Below are 20,944 nucleotides of genomic sequence, written 5' to 3'. Positions count from 1 at the left end.
ACGGGCCGTCCCGGGCGGCCTAGCGGCGCTGGGGCTCGGCGGTCCTGGTGACCGTCGGGGCGACCGGCGCCTCGAGCAGGAACCGGGCGTCGCTCGGCTCCCCGCCCAGCGCGGCCGCGGTCGCGTGGTAGGTGCCCGGCAGCGCCCACTCGGCGATCCCCGAGCAGTCCTCGTCCATCCGGGCGGCGTTCTTCCAAGTGATCGGCACCGCGGTGGTGACGTTGTTGCGGACGACGACGTCCTCGCCCGGCAGCGCCTTCGGGCACCGACGGGTGGACCAGATGTCGTCGCTGCCCGAGGTGATCGACAGCGTCACGTTGCCGGTGTTCACCCGCCAGGTGCAGGCGGGGGTGGTGACCGTGCGCAGGTTCAGCACGACGGTGACGTCCTTGCCGGCGACGGCGTCCTCGACCTCGGGGGTGACCGCGACGTCGGTGCCCTCGCAGCGCCCGACCGGCGCCGCCAGCACCGGCTCGGCGCTGGTCGACTGCCCGGGCTTGCCGGGCTTCCCGGACCCGCCGGCCGCGCCCGGCGTGGAGGCACCCTCGGTGACCGTCGCACCGGCGGTCACGTCGGTGGCGGCACCCGGGGTGGCGCTGCCGGAGGGCAGCACGGTCACGGTGGCCGTGGGGCTGGTGTCGGCGGCGGCCGGCGCGGCGCGGTCGGGGTCCGAGCCGTCGCTCCCGCTGCCCAGCACCTTGCCGATGCCCAGGACCAGGACGAGCGCGACCGAGAGCAGCACCAGACGGCGCCGCCAGTACACCGCAGCCGGCAGGGGCCCGCGGGTCAGCGTCGTCATGGCGAGGAGGTTAGCCAGCCGCGGCGGTCGAACCGGGGTGCCACACCGGACGTGCCCGCCGCCCGGTCAGAATGTCGCGGTGAGCGCCCTCCACGAGCCCGTCCTGCGCTGGTACGGCGCGCACGCGCGCGACCTCCCGTGGCGGCGGCCCGAGGCGTCGGCGTGGTCGGTGATGGTCTCGGAGCTCATGCTCCAGCAGACGCCGGTGGCCCGCGTGCTGCCGGTCCACGAGCAGTGGCTCGACCGGTGGCCCACTCCCGCCGACCTGGCCGCGGAGCCCGCCGGCGAGGCGGTGCGGATGTGGGGCCGCCTGGGCTACCCGCGCCGCGCCCTGCGCCTGCACGCCGCCGCCACGGCGATCGTCGAGCGGCACGGCGGCGAGGTGCCGGCCGACCGGGACGCGCTGCTGGCGCTGCCCGGCGTGGGCGACTACACCGCCGCCGCGATCGCCAGCTTCGCCTTCGGCCAGCGCCACGTCGTGCTGGACACCAACGTCCGGCGGGTCCTCGCGCGCACCGTCGGCGGGGTCGAGCTCCCGGCCCAGCACGTGACCCGGGCCGAGCGCGAGGCCGCCGTGGAGCTGGTGCCCGAGGACGAGGCGACCGCCGCGACGTGGGCGGTGGCCGTCATGGAGCTCGGCGCGCTGGTCTGCACCGCCGCCCGGCCGCGGTGCACCGAGTGCCCCGTCGCCTCGCTGTGCGCGTGGCGCGCGGCCGGCCACCCGGCGTACGACGGGCCGCCGCGCAGGGTGCAGACCTGGGCCGGCACCGACCGGCAGTGCCGGGGCCGGCTGCTGGCCGTGCTGCGCGACACCGAGGGCGCGGTGCACCGCAGCGCCTTGGACGCGGCCTGGGCCGACGAGGCGCAGCGGCTGCGGTGCCTGGCGGGGCTGGTCGAGGACGGGCTGGCGGTCAGGACCGACGCAGGAAGCTACGCGCTCCCCTGACCGGGCCGCGCCCGCCGGCGGCGCGCGCCAGGATCTCCTCGACCGCCGCTGCCGGCTCCCCGGGGTGGAAGGGCCGCTTGGGCTCGCCGCGCACGGCGTCGAGCAGCGCCCGGAGGTCGGCGAGGCCGCCCTCCGGCGGGTCCGCCGGCACGTGCCGGCCCTCGCGCGGGTCGATCTCCACCAGCAGGCCGAGGTCGCGCAGGGTGTCGAAGTCGTCCTCGGTGGTGCGCTCGAAGATCCGCATGAGGTACGGCGCGGCCTGCTCCTCGGTGAGCCCCTTGGCGATGAGGGCGCGCAGGGCCACCGCGGTGGGCTCGCGGGCGGGGCGGAAGTTCGCCATCGGGCCGGCCGCCAGGATCGAGGTCCACTTCCGGACGAAGTCCTCGCCGGAATAGGACTCGTAGTGCAGCAGCCGGAGCCGGTCGGCGTCGGTGTGCGCCGGCAGCTCCTCCTTGGCGGCGTCGACCCCGTGGTGGAGGGTCAGCCACACGTCGGTCGCGGGGCGCACGCCGGACTTGCCGTCGACGTGGCCGTGGAAGTGGGCGCCGTTGGAGGGCCGGTCGATCACGCCGAGCGTCTGCAGCAGGGTCAGGTCCGGCTTGCCGAGCAGCCGCTTGAACCAGGTGGGGTCGCCGTCCCAGTGCTTGCGGCTGACCGCCTCCAGCGGCGTCAGCCGCACGACCCGCGTCTCGGCGGGCACGGCGGCCAGGACGTCCCGGTCGAGCTGCACGATCTCGTCGGCGTCGACGTGGAAGACCCACTCGGCCCAGTCCAGGCGGCTCAGCACCGCCTTGACGACGTTCGCGTTGATCCGCTGGCGCACGTTGAGCTCGGCCGGCCGCTCGCCGTTCCACCAGGAGGAGTCGGTGCGCACGCAGGTGACGTGCGGGTGCTCGTCGAGCCACGACCGGACCTCGGCGTCGCCGGCGTCGAGGAAGACGACCATGTGGTCGATCCCGCCGGCGAGGTTGCCGGTCACGAACCGCTGGATGTTGGGCAGGGTGTCCTTGACGGTGCTGGCGGTGAAGACCACGTCGCCACCCTAGGCGGTCCTGTCCGGGCGCCGGGCGCCAGGAACGCCGCACGGGCGGCACCCGGAGTGGGTGCCGCCCGTGGCGGGTGCTGCGGTGTGCCGGTCCGGCTCAGTCGTCGCCGCCCGAGCGGGGGACGTCCGTGCCGGAGGCCTCGTCGTTCGGGCCCTCGCCCTCGACCGGCGTCGTCTCGATGCTGGTCTCGACGCCCGCCGTCTCGAACGGCGGCATGTCGGGCAGCTCGCCGACCTTCTGGCCCTCGAAGGTGAAGGTCGCGGTCGGACCCTCGCCCTCGACGTCGACCAGCACGATCATGCCCGGGCCGACCTCGCCGAAGAGCATCTTCTCGGCCAGGACGTCCTCGATCTCACGCTGCACCGTGCGGCGCAGCGGTCGGGCACCGAGGACCGGGTCGAAGCCACGCTGGGCCAGGAGGTTCTTGGCGTTCTGCGTGAGCTCGAGCTTCATGTCGCGGTCGCGCAGGCGGACCTCCACGGAGGCGACCATGTTGTCGACCATCGCGACGATCTGCTCCTGCGACAGCGGCGGGAACACGATGATCTCGTCGACGCGGTTGAGGAACTCGGGGCGGAAGTGCTGCTTGAGCTCCTCCGAGACCTTGTTCTTCATCCGGTCGTAGTCACCGGGGCCACCGGCGGCACCGGCGAAACCGAGGTTCATGCCCTTGGCGATGTCGCGGGTACCGAGGTTGGTGGTCATGATGATGACGGTGTTCTTGAAGTCCACGACCCGGCCCTGGGAATCGGTCAGGCGACCTTCCTCCAGGATCTGCAGCAGGCTGTTGAAGATGTCGGGGTGGGCCTTCTCGACCTCGTCGAAGAGGACGACGGAGAACGGCTTGCGCCGCACCTTCTCGGTGAGCTGGCCGCCCTCCTCGTAGCCGACGTAGCCCGGAGGCGAGCCGAAGAGCCGCGAGACGGTGTGCTTCTCGCCGAACTCCGACATGTCGAGCTGGATGAGCGCGTCCTCGTCGCCGAAGAGGAACTCCGCGAGCGTCTTGGACAGCCACGTCTTGCCGACGCCGGAGGGGCCGGCGAAGATGAACGAGCCGCCGGGCCGCTTGGGGTCCTTCAGGCCGGCACGGGTACGACGGATGGCCCGGCTGAGCGCCTTGACCGCCTCGTCCTGGCCGATGACGCGCTTGTGGAGCTCGTCCTCCATCTTGAGCAGCCGCGTGGACTCCTCCTCGGAGAGCTTGACGATCGGGATGCCCGTCGCCACGGCGAGCACCTCGGCGATGAGCTCCTCGTCGACCTCGGCGACCTCGTCCATGTCACCGGCACGCCACTGCTTCTCGCGCTCGGACTTGGTGAGGATCAGCTGCTTCTCCTCGTCGCGCAGGCGCGCGGCGGCCTCGAAGTCCTGGCCGTCGATGGCGGCCTCCTTGCGCTGGCGCACCTCGGCGATCTTGTCGTCGTACTCCCGCAGGTCGGCCGGGGCCGTCATGCGGCGGATGCGCAGGCGCGAGCCGGCCTCGTCGATGAGGTCGATCGCCTTGTCGGGCAGGAACCGGTCGGAGATGTAGCGGTCGGCCAGCGTCGCCGCCGAGACGAGCGCCTCGTCGGTGATGGTGACCCGGTGGTGCGCCTCGTACCGGTCGCGCAGGCCCTTGAGCATCTCGATCGTGTGCGCGATCGAGGGCTCGGCGACCTGGATCGGCTGGAAGCGGCGCTCGAGCGCGGCGTCCTTCTCGAGGTACTTGCGGTACTCGTCGAGGGTGGTCGCGCCGATCGTCTGCAGCTCACCGCGCGCCAGCATCGGCTTGAGGATGCTGGCGGCGTCGATCGCGCCCTCGGCCGCACCGGCGCCGACGAGGGTGTGGATCTCGTCGATGAACAGCACGATGTCGCCGCGGGTGCGGATCTCCTTGAGCACCTTCTTCAGGCGCTCCTCGAAGTCGCCGCGGTAGCGGGAGCCCGCCACCAGCGCGCCGAGGTCGAGGGTATAGATCTGCTTGTCCTTCAGTGTCTCCGGCACGTTGCCCTTGACGATGTCCTGGGCCAGGCCCTCGACGATCGTCGTCTTGCCGACGCCCGGCTCGCCGATGAGGACCGGGTTGTTCTTCGTGCGGCGGGACAGGATCTGCATGACCCGCTCGATCTCCTGCTCGCGACCGATGACCGGGTCGAGCTTGCCCTCGCGGGCGTCCTGGGTCAGGTTGCGGCCGAACTGGTCGAGGACCAGCGAGGACGACGGGGCGTCGCCGCCCGCGCCCGTCGCGCCCGCGGCGGACTGCGAGGACTCCTTGCCCTGGAAGCCGCTGAGCAGCTGGATGACCTGCTGGCGGACCCGGTTGAGGTCGGCGCCGAGCTTCTGCAGCACCTGGGCCGCGACGCCCTCGCCCTCGCGGATCAGGCCGAGCAGGATGTGCTCGGTGCCGATGTAGGAGTGACCGAGCTGCAGCGCCTCGCGCAGGGACAGCTCGAGCACCTTCTTGGCGCGCGGGGTGAAGGGGATGTGGCCGCTGGGTGCCTGCTGGCCCTGGCCGATGATCTCCTCGACCTGGGCGCGGACGGCCTCGAGGGAGATGTCGAGGCTCTCGAGCGCCTTCGCGGCGACGCCCTCGCCCTCGTGGATGAGGCCGAGCAGGATGTGCTCGGTCCCGATGTAGTTGTGGGAGAGCATGCGGGCCTCTTCCTGGGCCAGCACGACCACCCGGCGAGCTCGGTCAGTGAACCGCTCGAACATGCAACGCTCCTCAAGTTCTGGGGGACCGCCCACCACATCCGGGGTGGACGGGACATGAGGCTCAACCCCGCGGACAGCCTACGCGTTCCCCAACAACGCACCCGGGGCATCCGCTGAGAGCGAACACGCTCTGGGCGGATGCCCCGGGTGGGACGTGGTGTGGTGCTGGGGGTGGTGCGCGGTGGGTCAGTGCGCGGCGTCGTACGCCTCACGGACCTCGGCCGACACGCGACCTCGGTCGGGGACCTCGTACCCGTTCTCCCGCGCCCACTCACGGATCTCCTTGGCGCTCGGGCCGCCGGAGCCGTTCGAGCCGCCGCCGGCGCCGCCGCCGGACTTGCGGCCGGCGCCGCCGCGGCGGGCGCCGCTGACCTTGCGGGCGTGGCCGACGTACGTCGCGAGCGTCTCGCGCAGCGCCGAGGCGTTCTCGTCGTTCAGGTCGATCTCGTAGGAGGTCCCGTCCAGGCCGAAGGAGACCGTCTCGGTCGCCTCGCTGCCGTCGAGGTCGTCCTCCAGCACGATGTGGATCTTCTGGGCCATGTCTATTCCTGACGTCGCTGTCCGAATTCGGGGGATAAAGCCGCCGCCGAATTGATCGGGGGATGTGCCGGCGAGGCGTCGGGCGCCGCACCGACATCATTCGGCGACATTGATCCTGCCAGACGAAAGCGACGGCGCCAATTCAGTGAATTGCGCGGCGACAATTCTTTACCTGAGCGACCGTCGCGTTCAACTATTGCGGCGGAATACCAGTTCCAGTCCCTGCAGCGTCAACCACGGCGAATGCGTCGTGAATGCCGAGCACTCATCGAGGACGAGGGGTGCGAGGTGCCCGGTCGCTATCACGCGGACGTCGGCGGCTTCCGCACCGAGCTCGGCGGTCATCCGGGCCACGATGCCCTCCACCTGGGCCGCCACGCCGAAGACCATCCCGGACTGGAGCGCCTCGACGGTGTTCTTGGCGATGACGGTGCGGGGCCGGGCCAGCTCGACCTTCCGCAGCTGGGCGCCGCGACGCCCCAGCGCCTCCAGGGAGATCTCGATGCCGGGCGCGATCGCCCCGCCGACGTACTGCCCGCGCTCGCTGACCACGTCGAAGGTCGTCGCGGTGCCGCCGAAGTCCACGACGATCGCCGGCCCGCCGTGGAGGGTGGCGGCGGCCAGCGCGTTGATGATCCGGTCGGAGCCGACCTCGCGCGGGTTGTCCATCAGGACCGGCACGCCCGTGCGCACGCCGGGCTCGACGACGAGGCACGGCAGGTCGGCGAAGTGCCGCGCCAGCATGTCGCGCCACTCGTGCAGGACGGCCGGGACCGTCGAGCACACGCTCACGCCGTCGACGGTCGCGGCGTCGGGGCCGAGCAGCCCCCGGATCAGCACCGACCACTCGTCGGAGGTGCGGCGCTCGTCGGTGCCGACCCGCCAGTGCGCGGAGACCTCGCCGTCCTGGACCAGGCCCAGCACGGTGTGGCTGTTGCCGATGTCGGCGGCGAGCAGCGGCACGGCTAGTCCTCCTCCTCGCGCAGGTCCAGGCCCAGGTCGAACACGTCGACCGAGTGGGTCAGGGCACCGACCGAGATCAGGTCGACGCCGGTCTCCGCGACCTCCCGCGCCCGGTCGAACGTCAGCCCGCCCGAGGCCTCCAGCCGGGCCCGGCCGGCCGTGATCCGCACCGCCTCGGCCATGACCTCGGTCGGCATGTTGTCGAGCAGGATCTCCTCGCAGCCGGCGTCGAGGAGCTCGCGCAGCTGGTCGAGGTCGGTCACCTCGACCTCGACGCGCAGGTCGGGGTACGCCGCGCGGACGGCGCGGTAGGCGGGCACCACCCCACCGGCCGCCACCACGTGGTTGTCCTTGACCATCGCGCGGTCCGAGAGGCTGGTGCGGTGGTTGCGGCCGCCGCCGCAGCGCACGGCGTACTTCTGCAGCGCGCGGTAGGTCGGCAGCGTCTTGCGGGTGTCGAGCACCTCGGCGCGCGTGCCCTCCAGCGCGTCGACCCATGCCGCGGTGGCGGTGGCGACACCGGAGAGGTGGCTGGCGTAGTTGAGCGCGGTCCGCTCGGCGGTCAGCAGGCCGCGGGCCGGCCCGGCGACCCGCATGACGACGTCCCCCGGCCGCACGCGGGTGCCGTCGGGGAGCCGGTCGCTGACCTCGACGTCGTCGCCGAGGACGAGGTGGAAGACGAGGGCGGCGATGCCGAGGCCGGCGACCGTGCCGGCCTCGCGCGCCCCGAAGTCGCCGGCCGCGCGGGCGTCCGCGGCGATCGTCGCCACGCTGGTGACGTCCTCGGTCGGGACGTCCTCGGCCAGCGCCTGCAGCACGTGGTCGTGGACCGCGCGCGGGTCCAGCCCGCCGGCCTCGAGCTCGGCGAGCAGGCCCGCCGGCAGCGCGTCGTACGGCGTGGGGGTGATCATCGGCCGGCTCCTCCGTCGGTGGCGGGCGCTGGGTGGTGCTCGATCGTGGTGGCCCCGTCGGTCATGGCCACGTCGAGGTGGCCGGCCCAGCGGGCGTCGTCGCGCTCGGGGTGGTCCTCGCGCCAGTGCGAGCCGCGGGTCTCCTCCCGCAGGGTCGCCGCGTCGGTGAGGGCGGCCGCGATCGTGAGCAGGTTGGTGGTCTCCCACGCGTCGAGGTCGACGAGCCCGGCACCTGTGCCCGCCAGGCCGCCGAGCACCTCGGCAGCGTCGGCGAGCCCGGCCGCGCTGCGCAGCACGCCGACCCGCTCGGTCATCACCTCCTGCAGCCGCGGGCGGACCGAGCCCGCGACGAGCCCGGCCGGCCGCTCGTCCGGGACCGGCTCCGCCCACGGGCGCAGCTCGCCCGGGAGCGCGGTGGCGATGCGGCGGGAGAACACCAGGCCCTCGAGCAGCGAGTTGGAGGCCAGCCGGTTGGCGCCGTGCACGCCGGAGCACGCGACCTCGCCCGTGGCGTAGAGCCCCGGCACGTCGGTGCGGCCCCACAGGTCGGTGCGCACACCGCCGGAGGCGTAGTGGCACGCCGGCGCCACCGGGATCGGCTCGGTCACCGGGTCGACGCCGTGCCGCCGGGCGGTCGCGAGGATGGTCGGGAAGCGCCGCTCCCAGAACGCCGCGCCGAGGTGCCGGGCGTCGAGCCACACGTGCGGCCGGCCGGTCTCGTGCATCCGCCGGGTGATCGCCTTGGCGACGACGTCGCGCGGGGCGAGGTCGGCGAGCTCGTGGACCCCCTGCATGATCCGGTCCCCGGCGTGGTCGACCAGGAAGGCGCCCTCCCCGCGGACCGCCTCGGAGATCAGCGGCTGCTGGCCGCGGGAGTCGGGCCCGAGGTACATGACCGTCGGGTGGAACTGGACGAACTCCAGGTCGCGCAGGGTCGCCCCCGCGCGCAGCGCGAGCGCGGTGCCGTCGCCGGTGGAGACCGCGGGGTTGGTGGTCTGGGAGAAGACCTGGCCGAGGCCACCGCTGGCAAGGACCACGGCGCGGCAGTGCACGGCGCCGATGCCGTCGCGCTCGCCCTCCCCCATCACGTGCAGCGTCACGCCGGCGACACCGCCGTCCTCGGCGAGCAGCAGGTCGACCGCGAGCGCGTGCTGGACGACCTCGATGTCGGGGGCCGCCGCCACGGCCGCGATGAGGGCCCGCTGGATCTCCGCGCCCGTGGCGTCGCCGCCGGCGTGCGCGATCCGGTCGCGGTGGTGCCCGCCCTCCCGGGTCAGCGCGAGCAGCCCGGTGGCGTCGACGTCGAACCGTGCCCCGAGCGCGATCAGCTCGTGGACCGCCTCGGGGCCCTCGCCGACCAGCACCCGGACCGCGTCGAGGTCGCAGGCACCCGCGCCCGCGACCAGGGTGTCGACCTCGTGCTGCTCGGGGGTGTCGCCCTCCCCCAGCGCCGCGGCGATCCCGCCCTGCGCCCACTGCGTGGAGCCGGCGGCCAGCACGTCCTTGGTGACGACGAGGACCTTCTCGACGTGCTCGCGCAGCCGCAGCGCCGCGGTCAGCCCGGCGATCCCCGACCCGATCACCACGACGTCCGCGCGGGTGGACCACCCCGGGTCCGGTGCGCTGAGGCGTCCCGGGAGGCGGCGTACCGGTGCGGCCGGCGCGGGGGCCGGCGCAGTGGTCAGGGGGCCGGGCATGGCCGCAGGCTACCGAGCCGCGGAGGTGTCGCCGCGGACCAGACCGGCGCCGCCGAAGGTCTCGGCGGGGTCGAAGCCGGTCGCCATGATCTTGTTGTCGGCGTCGACGAAGACCACGTGCGGCTGGTGCTCCTTGGCCTCGGCGGTCTCCATCTGGCCGTAGCCGATGAGGATGACCAGGTCGCCGGGGTGCACCAGGCGGGCCGCGGCGCCGTTGATGCCGATCACGCCCGAGCCGCGCTCGCCGGCGATCGTGTAGGTCTCCAGGCGCGCGCCGTTGGTGATGTCGACGATGTGCACCAGCTCGCCGGGCAGCAGGTCGGCGGCCTCGAGCAGGTCCTCGTCGACAGTCACCGACCCCACGTAGTGCAGGTCGGCCTGGGTCACGGTGGCCCGGTGGATCTTGCTCTTCATCATCGTGCGGAGCATCAGCGCTCTCCCTGCTGGTCGTGCGCGCCGTCGGGGTGACCGACGACGAGCGGCATGTTGTCGATGAGGCGGGTGGTCCCGAGCCGGGCGGCGACGAGGACGCGTGCCTCGGTGCCGGCCGGGACGGGGTCGGGCAGGGCCTCGAGCCCGGGGGTGGTGACCTCGAGGTAGTCCAGGTCGAGGGTCCTGGCGGCGCGCAGCTCGGCCCGCGCCGCGTCGAGCGCCGGGCCGAGGCCGTACGTCGCCGCCTCCTGCGCGGCGCGCAGCGCGCGGCTCAGCGCGAGCGCCTCGGTGCGCTGCTCCTCGTCGAGGTAGCGGTTGCGGCTGGACAGCGCCAGCCCGTCGGGCTCGCGGACCGTCTCGGCGCCCACGACGTCGACCCCGAGGCAGAGGTCCGCCGCCATCCGGCGCACGAGCGCGAGCTGCTGGTAGTCCTTCTGGCCGAAGACCGCGACGTCGGGACGCACCAGGCCGAGGAGCTTGGCGACGACCGTGAGCACCCCGCGGAAGTGGCCGGGTCGGCTCCGGCCCTCCAGCACGTCGGCCAGCGGTCCCGGCTCGACGGTCACCATCGGGTCACCGCCGGGGTAGACCTCCTCGACGCTCGGCGCGAAGACCACGTCCACGCCCTCGCGGGCGCACACCTCCAGGTCGGCGTCGAGGGTGCGGGGGTAGCGGTCGAGGTCCTCCCCCGCACCGAACTGCAGCGGGTTGACGAAGATCGAGACGACGACCGGACCGTCGCCGACCCGGGCACGGGCCTCGCGCACGAGGCTGGCGTGCCCCTCGTGCAGGGCGCCCATCGTCGGCACCAGGCCGACCGGGCGGCCGGCCCGCCGGGCCTCCGCGAGCAGGGCTGAGAGCTCCTCGCGCGTCGGCGCGAGGACGGGCGTGGTGGTCATCGGCCGGCGGTGCCCGTCGTCCGGGCGGTCCACGCGGCGCGCTGGGCCGCGGCCACGGTCGCGCTCGCGTCCTCCAGCAGGTCGTGGATCTTGACCGCGCGGATCGGCAGGAGCCGCCCGTCGGTGACGGCCCGGTCCAGCGTGGCGCGGGCCATGGCGACGTACGACGGCAGCGTCTGCGGCGCGTTGGCCACGAGGTCCCGGAGGTGGGCCTCGACGGTGCCGACGTCGCCGCGGACGATCGGGCCGGTCAGCGCGGCGTCGCCGTGGGCGAGGGCGTTGTCCAGGGCGGCGGTCAGCAGCGGGCGCAGCGTCGCGGAGGGGTCGTCGGCACCGGCCGCGGCCAGCATCTCCATCGCCTCGGTCACCAGCGTCACCAGGTGGTTCGCGCCGTGGGCGAGACCGGCGTGGTACAGCGTCCGCATCTGCTCGGGCACCCACATCGGGCGGCCACCCAGGTCGGCGACGAGGGCCTCGGCGACCGCGCGCTCGTCGGTGCCGGCGGTCAGCCCGAACACGCACCCGGTCAGCCGCTCGAGGTCGAGCGCGGTGCCGGTGAAGGTCATCGCCGGGTGCATCGCGACCACCCGCGCACCGACCTCGCGGGCCGGCTCCAGCACGGCCAGCCCGTGCCGGCCGGAGGTGTGCACGACGTACTGGCCCTCGCGCAGCGCCCCGCTGGCCGCCAGCACGGACACGACGTTGCCGAGCATGTCGTCGGGCACGGTCAGCAGCAGCACGTCGCACGCGCGCGCCACGGAGGTCGGCTTCTGGACCGGGACGCCGGGCAGCAGCGCGGCGATGCGCGCGCGGGAGGCGTCCGACTCGCCGGCGGCGGCGACCACGGGGTGGCCGGCAGCGCCGAGGGCAGCGGCGAGGACGGCGCCGACGCGACCAGCGCCGACGACGCCCACCCCGAGGGGTTGGTGCGTCATGGTGTCGAACCTTTCGTTCCAGTCCCTCCGACCACCCGCTCGCCCGGTTCTCGGGTCCGTGGGCCGGTGTGGGTACCGGACGGTGTGCTCGTGTCCTGAGTGGTGAGGGTGCCGTACCCCCGATCGGGCGGGTCCAGCGCCGACAACCGTACGCCGGTCCAGTCCTCCCGGAGAACGGTGGGCCGACGTGACCTGGGCGACACCGGTGGGGCCGGCCTGCAGGAGTCCCCGGTGCACCGGGGACTCCCTCGCTTCCCGGGGTAGATCTGCCCCGGGAAGCGAGGGACTTCCCCGGGAGGCGGCCGCCGGGCCGGGACGTCATGCGGGCGGAGCAAGCGGGTGCTCCCTCGGCATGACACATCCGCCAGAGCGCGGCTGCGTCGACCGGCGGGGGGGTCAGCGGCGCTGCGGACCCACGTCGAGCGGGCGCGGGGCGCGCGGGAGCCACTCGTGGGTGACGTGGTCGACGATGTGGGTGCCGACGGGCGCCTCGATCCGGACGACCCCCTGCGGGACCGTCCCCTCGCGCAGGGCGTTGAAGACCTCCCACTCGCGGCGCTTGCGCTTGTTGCGCCACGAGGTCGCGAAGGACTCGGGGTCGGTCCAGTGCGCGAACTCGTCACCGTCGAGGTACTTCAGCTCCACGCACAGCCCGAACGGCAGCCCGATCGACCGGACGTCCTCCGGCGTCGTGCGGATCTCCCACTCGAAGGCCTTGGTGTAGACGAAGTCCGGGCCGATCGGGAAGCCCCACTCCTCGGCGTTGCGCAGGCCGAGGTCGAGGTACCCGAGGGAGTCGGAGGCGAGGAAGAGCGGGTGGCGCGGCACCCGGACGATCGTCTGCACGTCGCCCACCTGCCAGCCGAGGTCGGCGATGGAGACCTCGCCCTCGGTGGTCAGGACCATGTCGCCGTCCCACTTCCAGGAGTAGCGGGTGCCGACCTGGGCGAAGCACCAGTTGTAGAAGTACGACAGCGAGTGCACCGACAGCTCGTGGACGGCCAGGTGCTCGGCGCCGGCGCGGGCGACGGCGAAGGGGTACGACGTGAGCGTCAGGCGGTCGGCGTACCCGTGCCGCTGCGCGGTCTCGCGGACCACCTCGGGCGTGCCGTCGGTCGAGCCGTTGTCGACGACGAGCACGTGGTCGCACGCGCGCAGGAGCGGCGGCAGCACGAACGGCAGCGACGGCGCCTCGTCCTTGACCCGGAGCACGGCGGTGGTGCCGGGCCGCAGCCCCTCGGGGCGGGTCCAGGGCCAGGTGATGTCGAAGTCCGTGTGGCCCTCGAGGTTGGCCAGGCCGGTGCGGCCGAGGTGCGCGGTCACGGGCGGGTCTTGCCGACGGCCTTGCGCAGGCCGCGGCGGACCGACGGCGGGACGGCGGCGCGCAGCCCGTGCGGCAGCCGGTCGGCGAGGGCGCCCGGGGGCGCGGCAGCCGGGGCGGGTGCCCCGCCGGGCCGGCCGGCCGGCGTGCGGCCCTTCAGCTCGCGGCGCACCCGCTGCTCGGCGGCGACCACCGACGAGCGCGAGATCGCCTCGGACTCCTCGTAGAGCTCGACGTAGGACTCGCGCAGCTGGTCGAGGTTGCGGTGCACCTCGGGGACGTCGCCGCCGGGGTCGGCGAGCTTGTTCAGCTCGGTCCAGGTGTCGGCGGTGAGGTCGTGCAGCCGGCGGGGCAGGCCGAGGTCCTCCAGCGACTGGGTGACCCGGCGCAGCGAGGGGTCGACGAAGCGGTGGCCGTCACGGATCTGCTCGCTGCGCGCGTGGAGCACGTGCTGCAGGCCGAGCGTCTCGCCGGCGTGCATGCAGGTCCTGGTCCAGTCGTCGAGGAGGTCGCCGTACCGCACGAAGACGCGGGCGCTGCCGTCGACCGCGCCGTCGGTGCCCCCGTCGGTCGAGCCGCGGGTGGCGCGCTCGGTGTGCAGCAGCATGTTCAGCCAGGACGCCGCCAGGTGGGCCGAGCCGAGCCGGTTCTTGTAGTAGGTCTGCTTGCTGCCGACGACCTCCGCCGGCGGGCGCAGCATGGTGGCGAAGACGGGGGTGGCGCCGGTGCGGACGGCGGCGACGCGCCACAGGGAGAGGAACCAGGCCAGGCGCGGGTCCTTGACGACCAGCTCGCTGCTGACCGCGAAGTGCGACTCGAGCCACTCGGCGGTGGTGATCCGCTCCTTCTCCCGCGTCGAGACCCGGCCGGTCTCGAACCACGCGTCGGGGCGGGAGTCGCTCACCTGCACGCCGGCCTCCTTGAGGAGGCGGTCGTGGTGCTCGACGGCCCAGGCCGGCTCGCCGAACCCCTTGGGGTTGGTCTCGTCGGCCACCACCTCGGGCTGCGGCACGTGCAGGCCGAGGATCTGCATGAGACCGGCCATCGTGCTGGTGCCGCTGCGGCCGGCACCGGCCACGAACAGCACCTTGCGCGGGTACTCGGCGGGGTCGACGGCGGACGGGTCCACGGGCGGCTGCGCGGAGGGGGCGGCGTCGGGGGCACTCACGACCGGTGAGCCTATCGCTCACTACTGTCGGCCCATGCAGCTGCGACCGTGGGCGCGATCCCGGGCCCGGGTGAGCGTCGTGGTCCCGGTCTACGACGTCGAGCGGTACGTCGCGGAGTGCCTGGACAGCGTGCTGGCGCAGGCCTCGCGCCGCGTCGACCTCGAGGTGGTCGTCGTCGACGACGGCTCACCGGACGCCAGCGGGGCGATCGCGGACTCCTACGCCGAGCGAGACGCCCGCGTGCGGGTCGTGCACACCGCCAACCGCGGACTGGGCGCGGCCCGCAACGAGGGCCTGCGGCACGTGACCGGCGACCTGGTGACGTTCGCGGACTCCGACGACGTCGTCCCGCCCGGCGCGTACGACACGCTGCTGGACCACCTGCGGCGCACCGGCAGCGACTTCGTCACCGGCTCGGTCGCCCGGTGGGAGGACGGCCGGCTCACCGAGCCGCCGTGGATGCGGCGGCTGCACCGCGACCGGGCGGCGCTCGCCGTCGAGGACCACCCGGAGGTCCTCGGCGACGTCTTCGCGTGGAACAAGCTGTTCCGGCGGGACTTCTGGGAGGGCGCCGGGCTGTCCTGGCCCGAGGGCGTGCGCTACGAGGACCAGCCGACCACCACCGACGCCTACCTGCGCGCCCGCCGGTTCGGCGTGCTGCCCGACGTCGTCTACCACTGGCGGATCCGCCACGACGGCACTTCGATCACCCAGCAGCGCTCGTCGACCGACGACCTGCGCGACCGGTGGACGACCAAGCGGATGGCGCTCGCGAGCGTGGAGGCGCACGGCTCGGAGGAGGTGACCCGGGTCTTCCGCGACCGGGTGCTCGCCGGCGACCTGCACCGCTACTTCAGCGAGATCCCCGGCTGCTCCGAGGAGTGGTGGGACCTGCTGCACGCCGGCGTCGTCGAGCTGTACGGCGCCCGCTCGCTCACCCACTCCGGCCTCACGCCGGCGTACCGGCTCGTGGGGTGGCTGGTCGAGCAGGGCCGGCGCGAGGAGGCCGCGGCCGTCGTGGCGCTCGCCGCGGAGGGGCCGCTGCCCCGGGTGCGGACGCCCGCAGGGCCGCGGCTGGAGGTGCCGGTCATCGACCTGCGCACCGTCGCACCCGCGGCCCTGGAGCTGCGTCCGCACGAGGCCTAGAGCAGGCCCTCCTGCTCGAGGAAGTCGCGGGCCACGTCCTCGGGCTTCTCCCGGTCCACCGCGACCCGGCCGTTGAGCTCGGTGAGGTTCTCGGTGGTCAGCGCGTCCATCAGGCCCCCGAGCAGGTCCTCGACGTCGGGGTGCTCCTCGAGGAACGCGGTCGACACGGCCGGCACGAGGTTCTGCGCGGGCTGGATCTGCTTGTCGTCCTCGAGGACGACGAGGCCCTGGGACTCCAGCGTGCCGTCGGTGGTGCTGGTCTCGCCGAGCTCGGCCTCGCCGTCGAGCACCGACTGGTAGGTCTGGTCGCTGGCGTAGCCGAGCGGCAGCACCTTCGTGACGTCGATGCCGTACTCGTCCACGAGGCCGCCCTCGCAGTCGAGGCGGCCCTCGCAGTCCGGCGCCGCGGCGAGGGTGACGGACTCGCCCTCGAGGTCGGAGAGCTTGGTGACGCCGTTCTCCTCGGAGTACTCCTGGGTCACGAAGAACGCGTTGGTGTCGGTGGCCTCGGAGACGTCGAGCAGGGTGATGCCCGCCTCGTCGAGGAGCTCCTCGCCCTGGTCGGCGAGCTCCTCGCCGTCGCCGGCGGTGAACGGCTCGGCCTTGTCGCCCAGCTTGCGGGCGTTGAGCTCGTTGACGATGCCGCCGACGTACTCCGGGACGATGTCGACGTCACCGGGGAAGGTCTCGATGTAGACGCTGCGCGAGTCGACCAGGCGCACGGTCGGGTCGTAGCCGGCGTCCTCGAGCAGCTGCTCGTACATCGAGGCGACCAGCGTGGCCTCGGGAAAGTTCTGCCCCGAGATGCTGACGGGGCCGCCTGCGGTGGCGGCCGAGGAGGAGTCGTCGTCCGAGGGCTCCTCGGCGAGGTCGTCGCCGGCGCAGCCGGCGAGGAGGAGGGAGCCGGCCGCGATGGCGGCGGCGAGAGGGCGTCGTACCTGCATGCTGGTGGTTCCTTCTGTGTCCCGCGGCTCTGCTCGCCGCGCGTGTCCGGATGAGCAGGGTCACCCGACCGGGTGGAGCCCCGTCGACACAGTAGCCACGCGGTCCCGACGTCCGGGGGCGGCGAGCCGCTGCACGCCCGCCGCGAGCAGCTCGAGGAGGAGCGCGACCGCGGCCACCACGACCGCGCCGGCGATGCCCTGGCCGTACTGGCTGCGGTAGAAGCCGTCGGTGATGACCCGCCCCAGGCCCGGGCCCGCGACGAGCGCGGCGATGGTGGCGGTGGCCCACACCTGGACGAGCGCGAGCCGTACGCCGGAGGCCACCAGCGGGGTGGCCAGCGGCAGCTCGACCCGCCAGAACCGCTGGGCGCCGGTCATCCCCATGCCCGTGGCCGCCTCGTTGACCTCGTCCGGGACCTCGCGCACCGCCACGTAGCCGTTGGTGATGATCGGCGGCAGCGCGAACAGGGTCAGTGCCAGGAGGGTCGCCACGCCGGCCCGGCCGTAGGGCCCGAAGGAGTCGGTGCCGGGCCAGTCGAGGGTGACCAGCACGGCCAGCAGCGCGAACGTCGGCACCGCGCGCCCGACGTTGGAGACGTTGACGGCGAGGAACCCGCCCCGCCCGAGGTGGCCCAGCCCGAGCGCCACCGGCAGGCCGACCACCAGCGCGAGCAGCAGCGCGGTCACCGTGAGCAGCAGCTGCTGGCCCAGCAGCTCGAGCATGCCGCCGTCACCGGTCCAGCTCGACCCGGTGAGCAGGTGGTCCCAGGCGTCGCGGAGCACCCTCATGCGCTCGCACCCGCCGTCCCGCCGGTGCGCGTCCAGGGGGTCAGCACGCGTTGGGCGAGCACGATCAGGGCGTCGAGGGCGAAGGCGATCACCACGCACAGCACGGCGGCGGTGAGCAGCTCGGCGCGGAAGTTCGTCGTCACGCCGTCCCGGATCAGGTTGCCCAGCCCGCCGTAGGACACCAGGGAGCCCACCGTCGTCAGGGCCACCGTCGACACGGTCGCGACGCGCAGGCCGGCCATCACCACCGGGAGGGCGAGGGGCAGCTCGACGCGCACGAGCAGCCGGCCGGCGCCGTACCCCAGGCCGCGGGCGGACTCCCGCACGTCCTCGGGCACCGAGCGCAGGCCCTCGAGGAACGCCCGGACCAGCACGGTCAGCGCGTAGAGCGCCAGCCCGATCACCACGGTGGTCATGGACAGCCCCGTGAACGGCACGAGCAGCGGGAACAGCGCGATCGAGGGCACCGTGTAGAGGCCGGTGCTGAACCCGAGCACCGTCGACTCCAGCCGCGGCAGGCGGCGGGCGAGCAGCGCCAGCGGCACGGCGACCACGACGCCGAACGCGACGGCGAGCACGGTGATGAGCAGGTGCTGGCCGGCGGCGTCGAGGATCTCCTCGCGCCGGTCGCTGACGTAGTCCAGGCAGAACCACTCGTTGGTGACCCGGCTGTAGCAGCTCGGCCCGGGTGCAGGCGCGGATGCGGCCGCCGCCAGTACTGTCACGCGCATGGACGCTACCGGCCCAGCGGGCGGGACCGCGATGATCCGGCTCTCGGGTGTCGGCAAGACCTACGCCGACGGCACGGTCGCCGTGCAGGCGCTCGACCTCGACGTGGCCGCCGGTGAGCTGCTCTGCCTCGTCGGGCCGTCGGGGTGCGGCAAGTCGACGACGCTGAAGATGATCAACCGGCTGATCGAGCCCAGCACCGGCCGCATCGAGATCGACGGCCGCGACGTGACCGGCGAGGACCCGGTGAAGCTGCGGCGCGGCATCGGCTACGTCATCCAGCAGGTGGGGCTGTTCCCGCACCAGAAGGTCGTCACCAACGTGATGACCGTGCCGCTGCTGTACGGCGAGTCGCGCGCGACCGCCCGCGCGCGGGCCACCGAGCTGATGGAGCTCGTCGGGCTCGACCCGGCGACGTACGCCGACCGCTACCCCCACCAGCTCTCCGGCGGCCAGCGCCAGCGCGTCGGCGTGGCCCGGGCCCTGGCGGCCGACCCGCCGGTGCTGCTCATGGACGAGCCGTTCGGGGCGGTCGACCCCGTGGTGCGGGTGCGGCTGCAGGACGAGTTCCTCCGCCTCCAGCGCGAGCTGGGCAAGACGGTCGTGCTGGTCACCCACGACATCGACGAGGCGGTCCGGATGGGCGACCGGGTCGCGGTCTTCGCCGCCGGCGGGCGGCTCGCCCAGCACGCGACCCCGGCCGAGCTGCTCGCGCGCCCGGCCGACGACTTCGTCGCCGACTTCGTCGGCTCCGAGCGCGGGCTGCGCCGCCTCTCGGTCACCACCGTCGACCGCGACCACCTCGAGCCGCTCGACGGCGTGCGCCTCGGCGACCTCGGCGCCGCGGTCGACGTCGGCGCCACCCTCGAGGAGGCGCTGGCCGCGATGCTGCGCAGCGACCACGCGATGGTCGCGGTGAAGGACGGGCCGGTCTTCCTCGGCGTCCTCACCCCCACCGGCGTCCACCGCGCCCTGCGCGCCTCGCTCGCCGGCTAGGCGGTGCCGGGCGTCCTCGGCCACCGTGATCGTTCAATTGCGCCATCCGGGTGGTGCGGCGTTCCTGGCCCCGGGTCACCGCAATCGTTCAATTGCGCGGTTGCGACGGGTGGAAGCGATTCCATCCCGCCAGTTCCCAGCAATTGAGCGATTCCGACGCCGCGCCCGCGATGGCCGGCGCCACCACGATCGTTCAATTGAACGATCCCGGTGGGACGCGAGGGATCAGTCGACGACCACGTCGCGGTGCCAGGACTCGGTGACGTACTTCGTCACCCAGCCCATCGAGGTGTAGAGGCCGTCGGCGCCGGTGGAGGAGTCGGCGTCGACCTCGAGCCCGACGCGGTCGCGCCCCCGGTCGGCGGCGTCGGCGATGATCGTGCGGAGCAGGCCCTTGGCGACGCCGCGGCCGCGGGCGGCCTCGAGGACGCCGAGGTACTCGACGTAGGAGCCGTCCGGCCCGCCGCCGGAGCTCTCCGAGACGGCGCCGACGAGGGTGCCGACCGGGGTGCGGCCGCCGTCCTCGACGAGCTCGGCGAGCCACCAGTGGTCCCAGCGGTGGCCGGGGTCCTCGCGGAGCCGGTGGACGAACTCCTCGAAGGTCTCCTCGTGGTGGTTGAAGTGGTCGACGAAGGCGCCCTCGAGCACGTCGTGGACCTTGCGCAGGTCCTCGGCGTCGGGCATCCCGCCCTCGGGCGCGCGGCGGACCCGCCGGAAGACAACGCCCTTCGCCTCGTCCTCCCAGCGGGCCGCGGAGGGCACCAGGCCAGCCTCGTCGGGGGTGACCGGGCGGCTCATCTGCCACCAGGTGCGCACCCGCTCGAAGCCCGCGTCGGCGAGCCAGGCGTGCTGCCGGTCGTCGTCGGCGAAGGCGCCGGTGTCGATCTGCTGGGACTGCAGCCCGCGTGCGGCGCCGAGGACCTTCGCCTGGCCGACGGCCCACTCGAAGAGCACGTCGGAGCACGCCGCGGCCACCGGCCCGGGCAGGTCGCGCTCGACGATGTGGACGAAGAGCATCCGGCCCGCGGCGCGGTCGTGCGCGCTCCCCCAGGCCCGGATCTCGCCCTCGGGGTCGCGGACGACGACGTTCTGCCGGGTGCGCAGACCGTGCTCGGAGACCTCGACGAGCACGTCGTCGACCCCCGCCCCGGCCCAGCCGCGGCCGTGCCGCTCGTGGGCGCGCAGCAGGTGCGTGAGCCGCGCGACGTCGAAGCGGTCCGCCGGGTCCGGGGTCCCCACCTCCCACCCGCTCGGCAGCCCGGGCGCCTCGGCCACGAGCTCCTCAGGGTCGTTCTCGAACCGGGACTCCTCAGGGATCACGAGGGTCGATTGTGCCCCACGGGGGCGCCGGCCGGACCGGCAGGTGACGCGCGACCGACGGTCGGTCAGGCGCGCTTGCGGGTCGCCTCGGCGGTGCGCCACGCGGCGGTGACGACCTCGAGCTCGGCACGCAGGACGTCGACCTCCTGCTCGAGCTCGGCCATCCGCACGATGGCCTCGGCGGCCCGCTCCTCCGCGGCGTCGAGGTCGGCGGCGAGGTCGGTGCGCGCGCGGTCGGCGGCGTCGGCCCGGCGCGCCTCGGCACCGAGCTTGAGGGTCGCGTCCGCGACGCGCTGCTGGGCGTCGGTCAGGCCCTGCTCGAGGTCGGCGATGGTCGCCTCGCGCTCGGCGATGCGGCGCTCGACGGTCTCGACGTACGACGCGTGCTCGGTGGCCCGCTCGTCGGCCATCCGGCGGTAGGCCTGGGCCTGCTCGGCGCGGTCCCGGGCGGCGTCCCGGCGCGACTGCGCGAGCTCGGCGTGGGTGATCCGGGTGGCGGCCGCGCCCAGCACGACGGCCAGGACGGCCGCCGCGGCGGTGAGCCCCCACGAGCCGGTCGCGAGCGCGACGGCGACGACCACGGCGGCGAGGACCAGGAGCGCCACGGCGACGGTCAGCCGCGTCGAGCGCTGACGACGGCGTGAGGCGGAAGTGACCGGAGTTGCCGC

Annotated in this window: 20 protein-coding genes; 3 read left to right on the top strand and 17 right to left on the bottom strand. The window is 73.8% G+C overall.

Going from position 1 to position 20,944, the window contains the following annotated elements:
- Positions 1-19: 19 nt before the first annotated feature.
- On the bottom strand, positions 20-799 hold the full coding sequence (locus tag OSR43_RS02755) for a hypothetical protein (protein ID WP_302269483.1): 780 nt from the start codon (positions 797-799) through the stop codon (positions 20-22).
- 79 nt (positions 800-878) lie between these two features.
- On the opposite strand from OSR43_RS02755, the gene OSR43_RS02750 reads away from it, so the two are divergent.
- Positions 879-1,745 carry an A/G-specific adenine glycosylase gene (locus OSR43_RS02750; protein ID WP_302269482.1) on the top strand — a complete coding sequence of 289 codons (867 nt, stop codon included), beginning with the start codon at positions 879-881 and terminating at the stop codon, positions 1,743-1,745.
- On the opposite strand, the gene OSR43_RS02745 is transcribed toward OSR43_RS02750, so the two are convergent.
- The 11 genes from OSR43_RS02745 to OSR43_RS02695 form a co-directional block, all read right to left on the bottom strand.
- The gene (locus OSR43_RS02745; RefSeq protein ID WP_302269480.1) at positions 1,711-2,778 is read right to left on the bottom strand and encodes a glycosyltransferase family 2 protein; all 1,068 of its coding nucleotides are present in this window, start codon (positions 2,776-2,778) and stop codon (positions 1,711-1,713) included. The two genes, OSR43_RS02750 and OSR43_RS02745, sit on opposite strands and share 35 nt — an antisense overlap.
- Positions 2,779-2,887: 109 nt before the next feature.
- Complete coding sequence (locus tag OSR43_RS02740) at positions 2,888-5,485, bottom strand: ATP-dependent Clp protease ATP-binding subunit (protein WP_302269479.1); 2,598 nt, start codon at positions 5,483-5,485, stop codon at positions 2,888-2,890.
- 186 nt (positions 5,486-5,671) lie between these two features.
- Positions 5,672-6,025 (bottom strand): Lsr2 family protein, encoded by a 354-nt coding sequence (locus OSR43_RS02735; protein WP_302269478.1) that lies wholly within the window; start codon positions 6,023-6,025, stop codon positions 5,672-5,674.
- Positions 6,026-6,214: 189 nt separating this feature from the next.
- A complete protein-coding gene (locus OSR43_RS02730; RefSeq protein WP_302269477.1) occupies positions 6,215-6,988 on the bottom strand; it encodes a type III pantothenate kinase in 774 nt (257 codons plus the stop codon).
- A 2-nt stretch (positions 6,989-6,990) separates the two neighbouring features.
- Complete coding sequence (gene nadC, locus OSR43_RS02725) at positions 6,991-7,899, bottom strand: carboxylating nicotinate-nucleotide diphosphorylase (RefSeq protein WP_302269476.1); 909 nt, start codon at positions 7,897-7,899, stop codon at positions 6,991-6,993.
- Complete coding sequence (locus tag OSR43_RS02720; protein ID WP_302269474.1) at positions 7,896-9,596, bottom strand: L-aspartate oxidase; 1,701 nt, start codon at positions 9,594-9,596, stop codon at positions 7,896-7,898. Before OSR43_RS02720 ends, nadC begins: the two co-directional genes overlap by 4 nt.
- Before the next feature lie 9 nt (positions 9,597-9,605).
- The gene (gene panD, locus OSR43_RS02715) at positions 9,606-10,025 is read right to left on the bottom strand and encodes an aspartate 1-decarboxylase (protein WP_302269473.1); all 420 of its coding nucleotides are present in this window, start codon (positions 10,023-10,025) and stop codon (positions 9,606-9,608) included.
- Complete coding sequence (gene panC, locus OSR43_RS02710) at positions 10,025-10,927, bottom strand: pantoate--beta-alanine ligase (protein ID WP_302269472.1); 903 nt, start codon at positions 10,925-10,927, stop codon at positions 10,025-10,027. Before panC ends, panD begins: the two co-directional genes overlap by 1 nt.
- Entirely contained in the window at positions 10,924-11,862 is a 939-nt protein-coding gene (locus OSR43_RS02705) for a Rossmann-like and DUF2520 domain-containing protein (protein ID WP_302269471.1), read from the bottom strand. Before OSR43_RS02705 ends, panC begins: the two co-directional genes overlap by 4 nt.
- Positions 11,863-12,258: 396 nt before the next feature.
- Positions 12,259-13,185, bottom strand: coding sequence for a hypothetical protein (locus OSR43_RS02700; protein ID WP_302269469.1), 927 nt, complete (start codon positions 13,183-13,185; stop codon positions 12,259-12,261).
- Positions 13,182-14,351 carry a sulfotransferase family protein gene (locus OSR43_RS02695; RefSeq protein WP_302269468.1) on the bottom strand — a complete coding sequence of 390 codons (1,170 nt, stop codon included), beginning with the start codon at positions 14,349-14,351 and terminating at the stop codon, positions 13,182-13,184. The genes OSR43_RS02700 and OSR43_RS02695 overlap by 4 nt, the downstream gene beginning before the upstream one ends.
- Before the next feature lie 34 nt (positions 14,352-14,385).
- On the opposite strand from OSR43_RS02695, the gene OSR43_RS02690 reads away from it, so the two are divergent.
- A complete protein-coding gene (locus OSR43_RS02690) occupies positions 14,386-15,498 on the top strand; it encodes a glycosyltransferase family 2 protein (RefSeq protein ID WP_302269467.1) in 1,113 nt (370 codons plus the stop codon).
- Here the strand turns inward: OSR43_RS02690 and OSR43_RS02685 are convergent.
- Genes OSR43_RS02685 through OSR43_RS02675 form a run of 3 tightly spaced genes read right to left on the bottom strand, consistent with a single transcriptional unit; the run spans position 15,495 to position 17,956 of the window.
- Positions 15,495-16,442 (bottom strand): ABC transporter substrate-binding protein, encoded by a 948-nt coding sequence (locus tag OSR43_RS02685; RefSeq protein ID WP_302269466.1) that lies wholly within the window; start codon positions 16,440-16,442, stop codon positions 15,495-15,497. The genes OSR43_RS02690 and OSR43_RS02685 overlap by 4 nt on opposite strands.
- 60 nt (positions 16,443-16,502) lie before the next feature.
- Complete coding sequence (locus OSR43_RS02680; RefSeq protein WP_302269465.1) at positions 16,503-17,231, bottom strand: ABC transporter permease; 729 nt, start codon at positions 17,229-17,231, stop codon at positions 16,503-16,505.
- On the bottom strand, positions 17,228-17,956 hold the full coding sequence (locus OSR43_RS02675; protein WP_302269464.1) for an ABC transporter permease: 729 nt from the start codon (positions 17,954-17,956) through the stop codon (positions 17,228-17,230). The genes OSR43_RS02680 and OSR43_RS02675 overlap by 4 nt, the downstream gene beginning before the upstream one ends.
- Positions 17,957-17,993: 37 nt before the next feature.
- Between OSR43_RS02675 and OSR43_RS02670 the strand changes: the two genes are divergently transcribed.
- On the top strand, positions 17,994-18,956 hold the full coding sequence (locus OSR43_RS02670; RefSeq protein ID WP_302271552.1) for an ABC transporter ATP-binding protein: 963 nt from the start codon (positions 17,994-17,996) through the stop codon (positions 18,954-18,956).
- A gap of 225 nt (positions 18,957-19,181) precedes the next feature.
- Here OSR43_RS02670 and OSR43_RS02665 read toward each other — a convergent pair whose 3' ends face one another.
- Positions 19,182-20,276 (bottom strand): GNAT family N-acetyltransferase, encoded by a 1,095-nt coding sequence (locus OSR43_RS02665; protein ID WP_302269463.1) that lies wholly within the window; start codon positions 20,274-20,276, stop codon positions 19,182-19,184.
- A gap of 65 nt (positions 20,277-20,341) precedes the next feature.
- The gene (locus tag OSR43_RS02660) at positions 20,342-20,881 is read right to left on the bottom strand and encodes a hypothetical protein (protein WP_302269462.1); all 540 of its coding nucleotides are present in this window, start codon (positions 20,879-20,881) and stop codon (positions 20,342-20,344) included.
- Positions 20,882-20,944: the final 63 nt, after the last annotated feature.

The sequence above is a fragment of the Nocardioides sp. Arc9.136 genome (assembly GCF_030506255.1).
Lineage (GTDB): Bacteria > Actinomycetota > Actinomycetes > Propionibacteriales > Nocardioidaceae > Nocardioides.
Note: the sequence above shows the minus strand (reverse complement) of the source record. Positions and strands in the feature narration are given on the sequence as shown.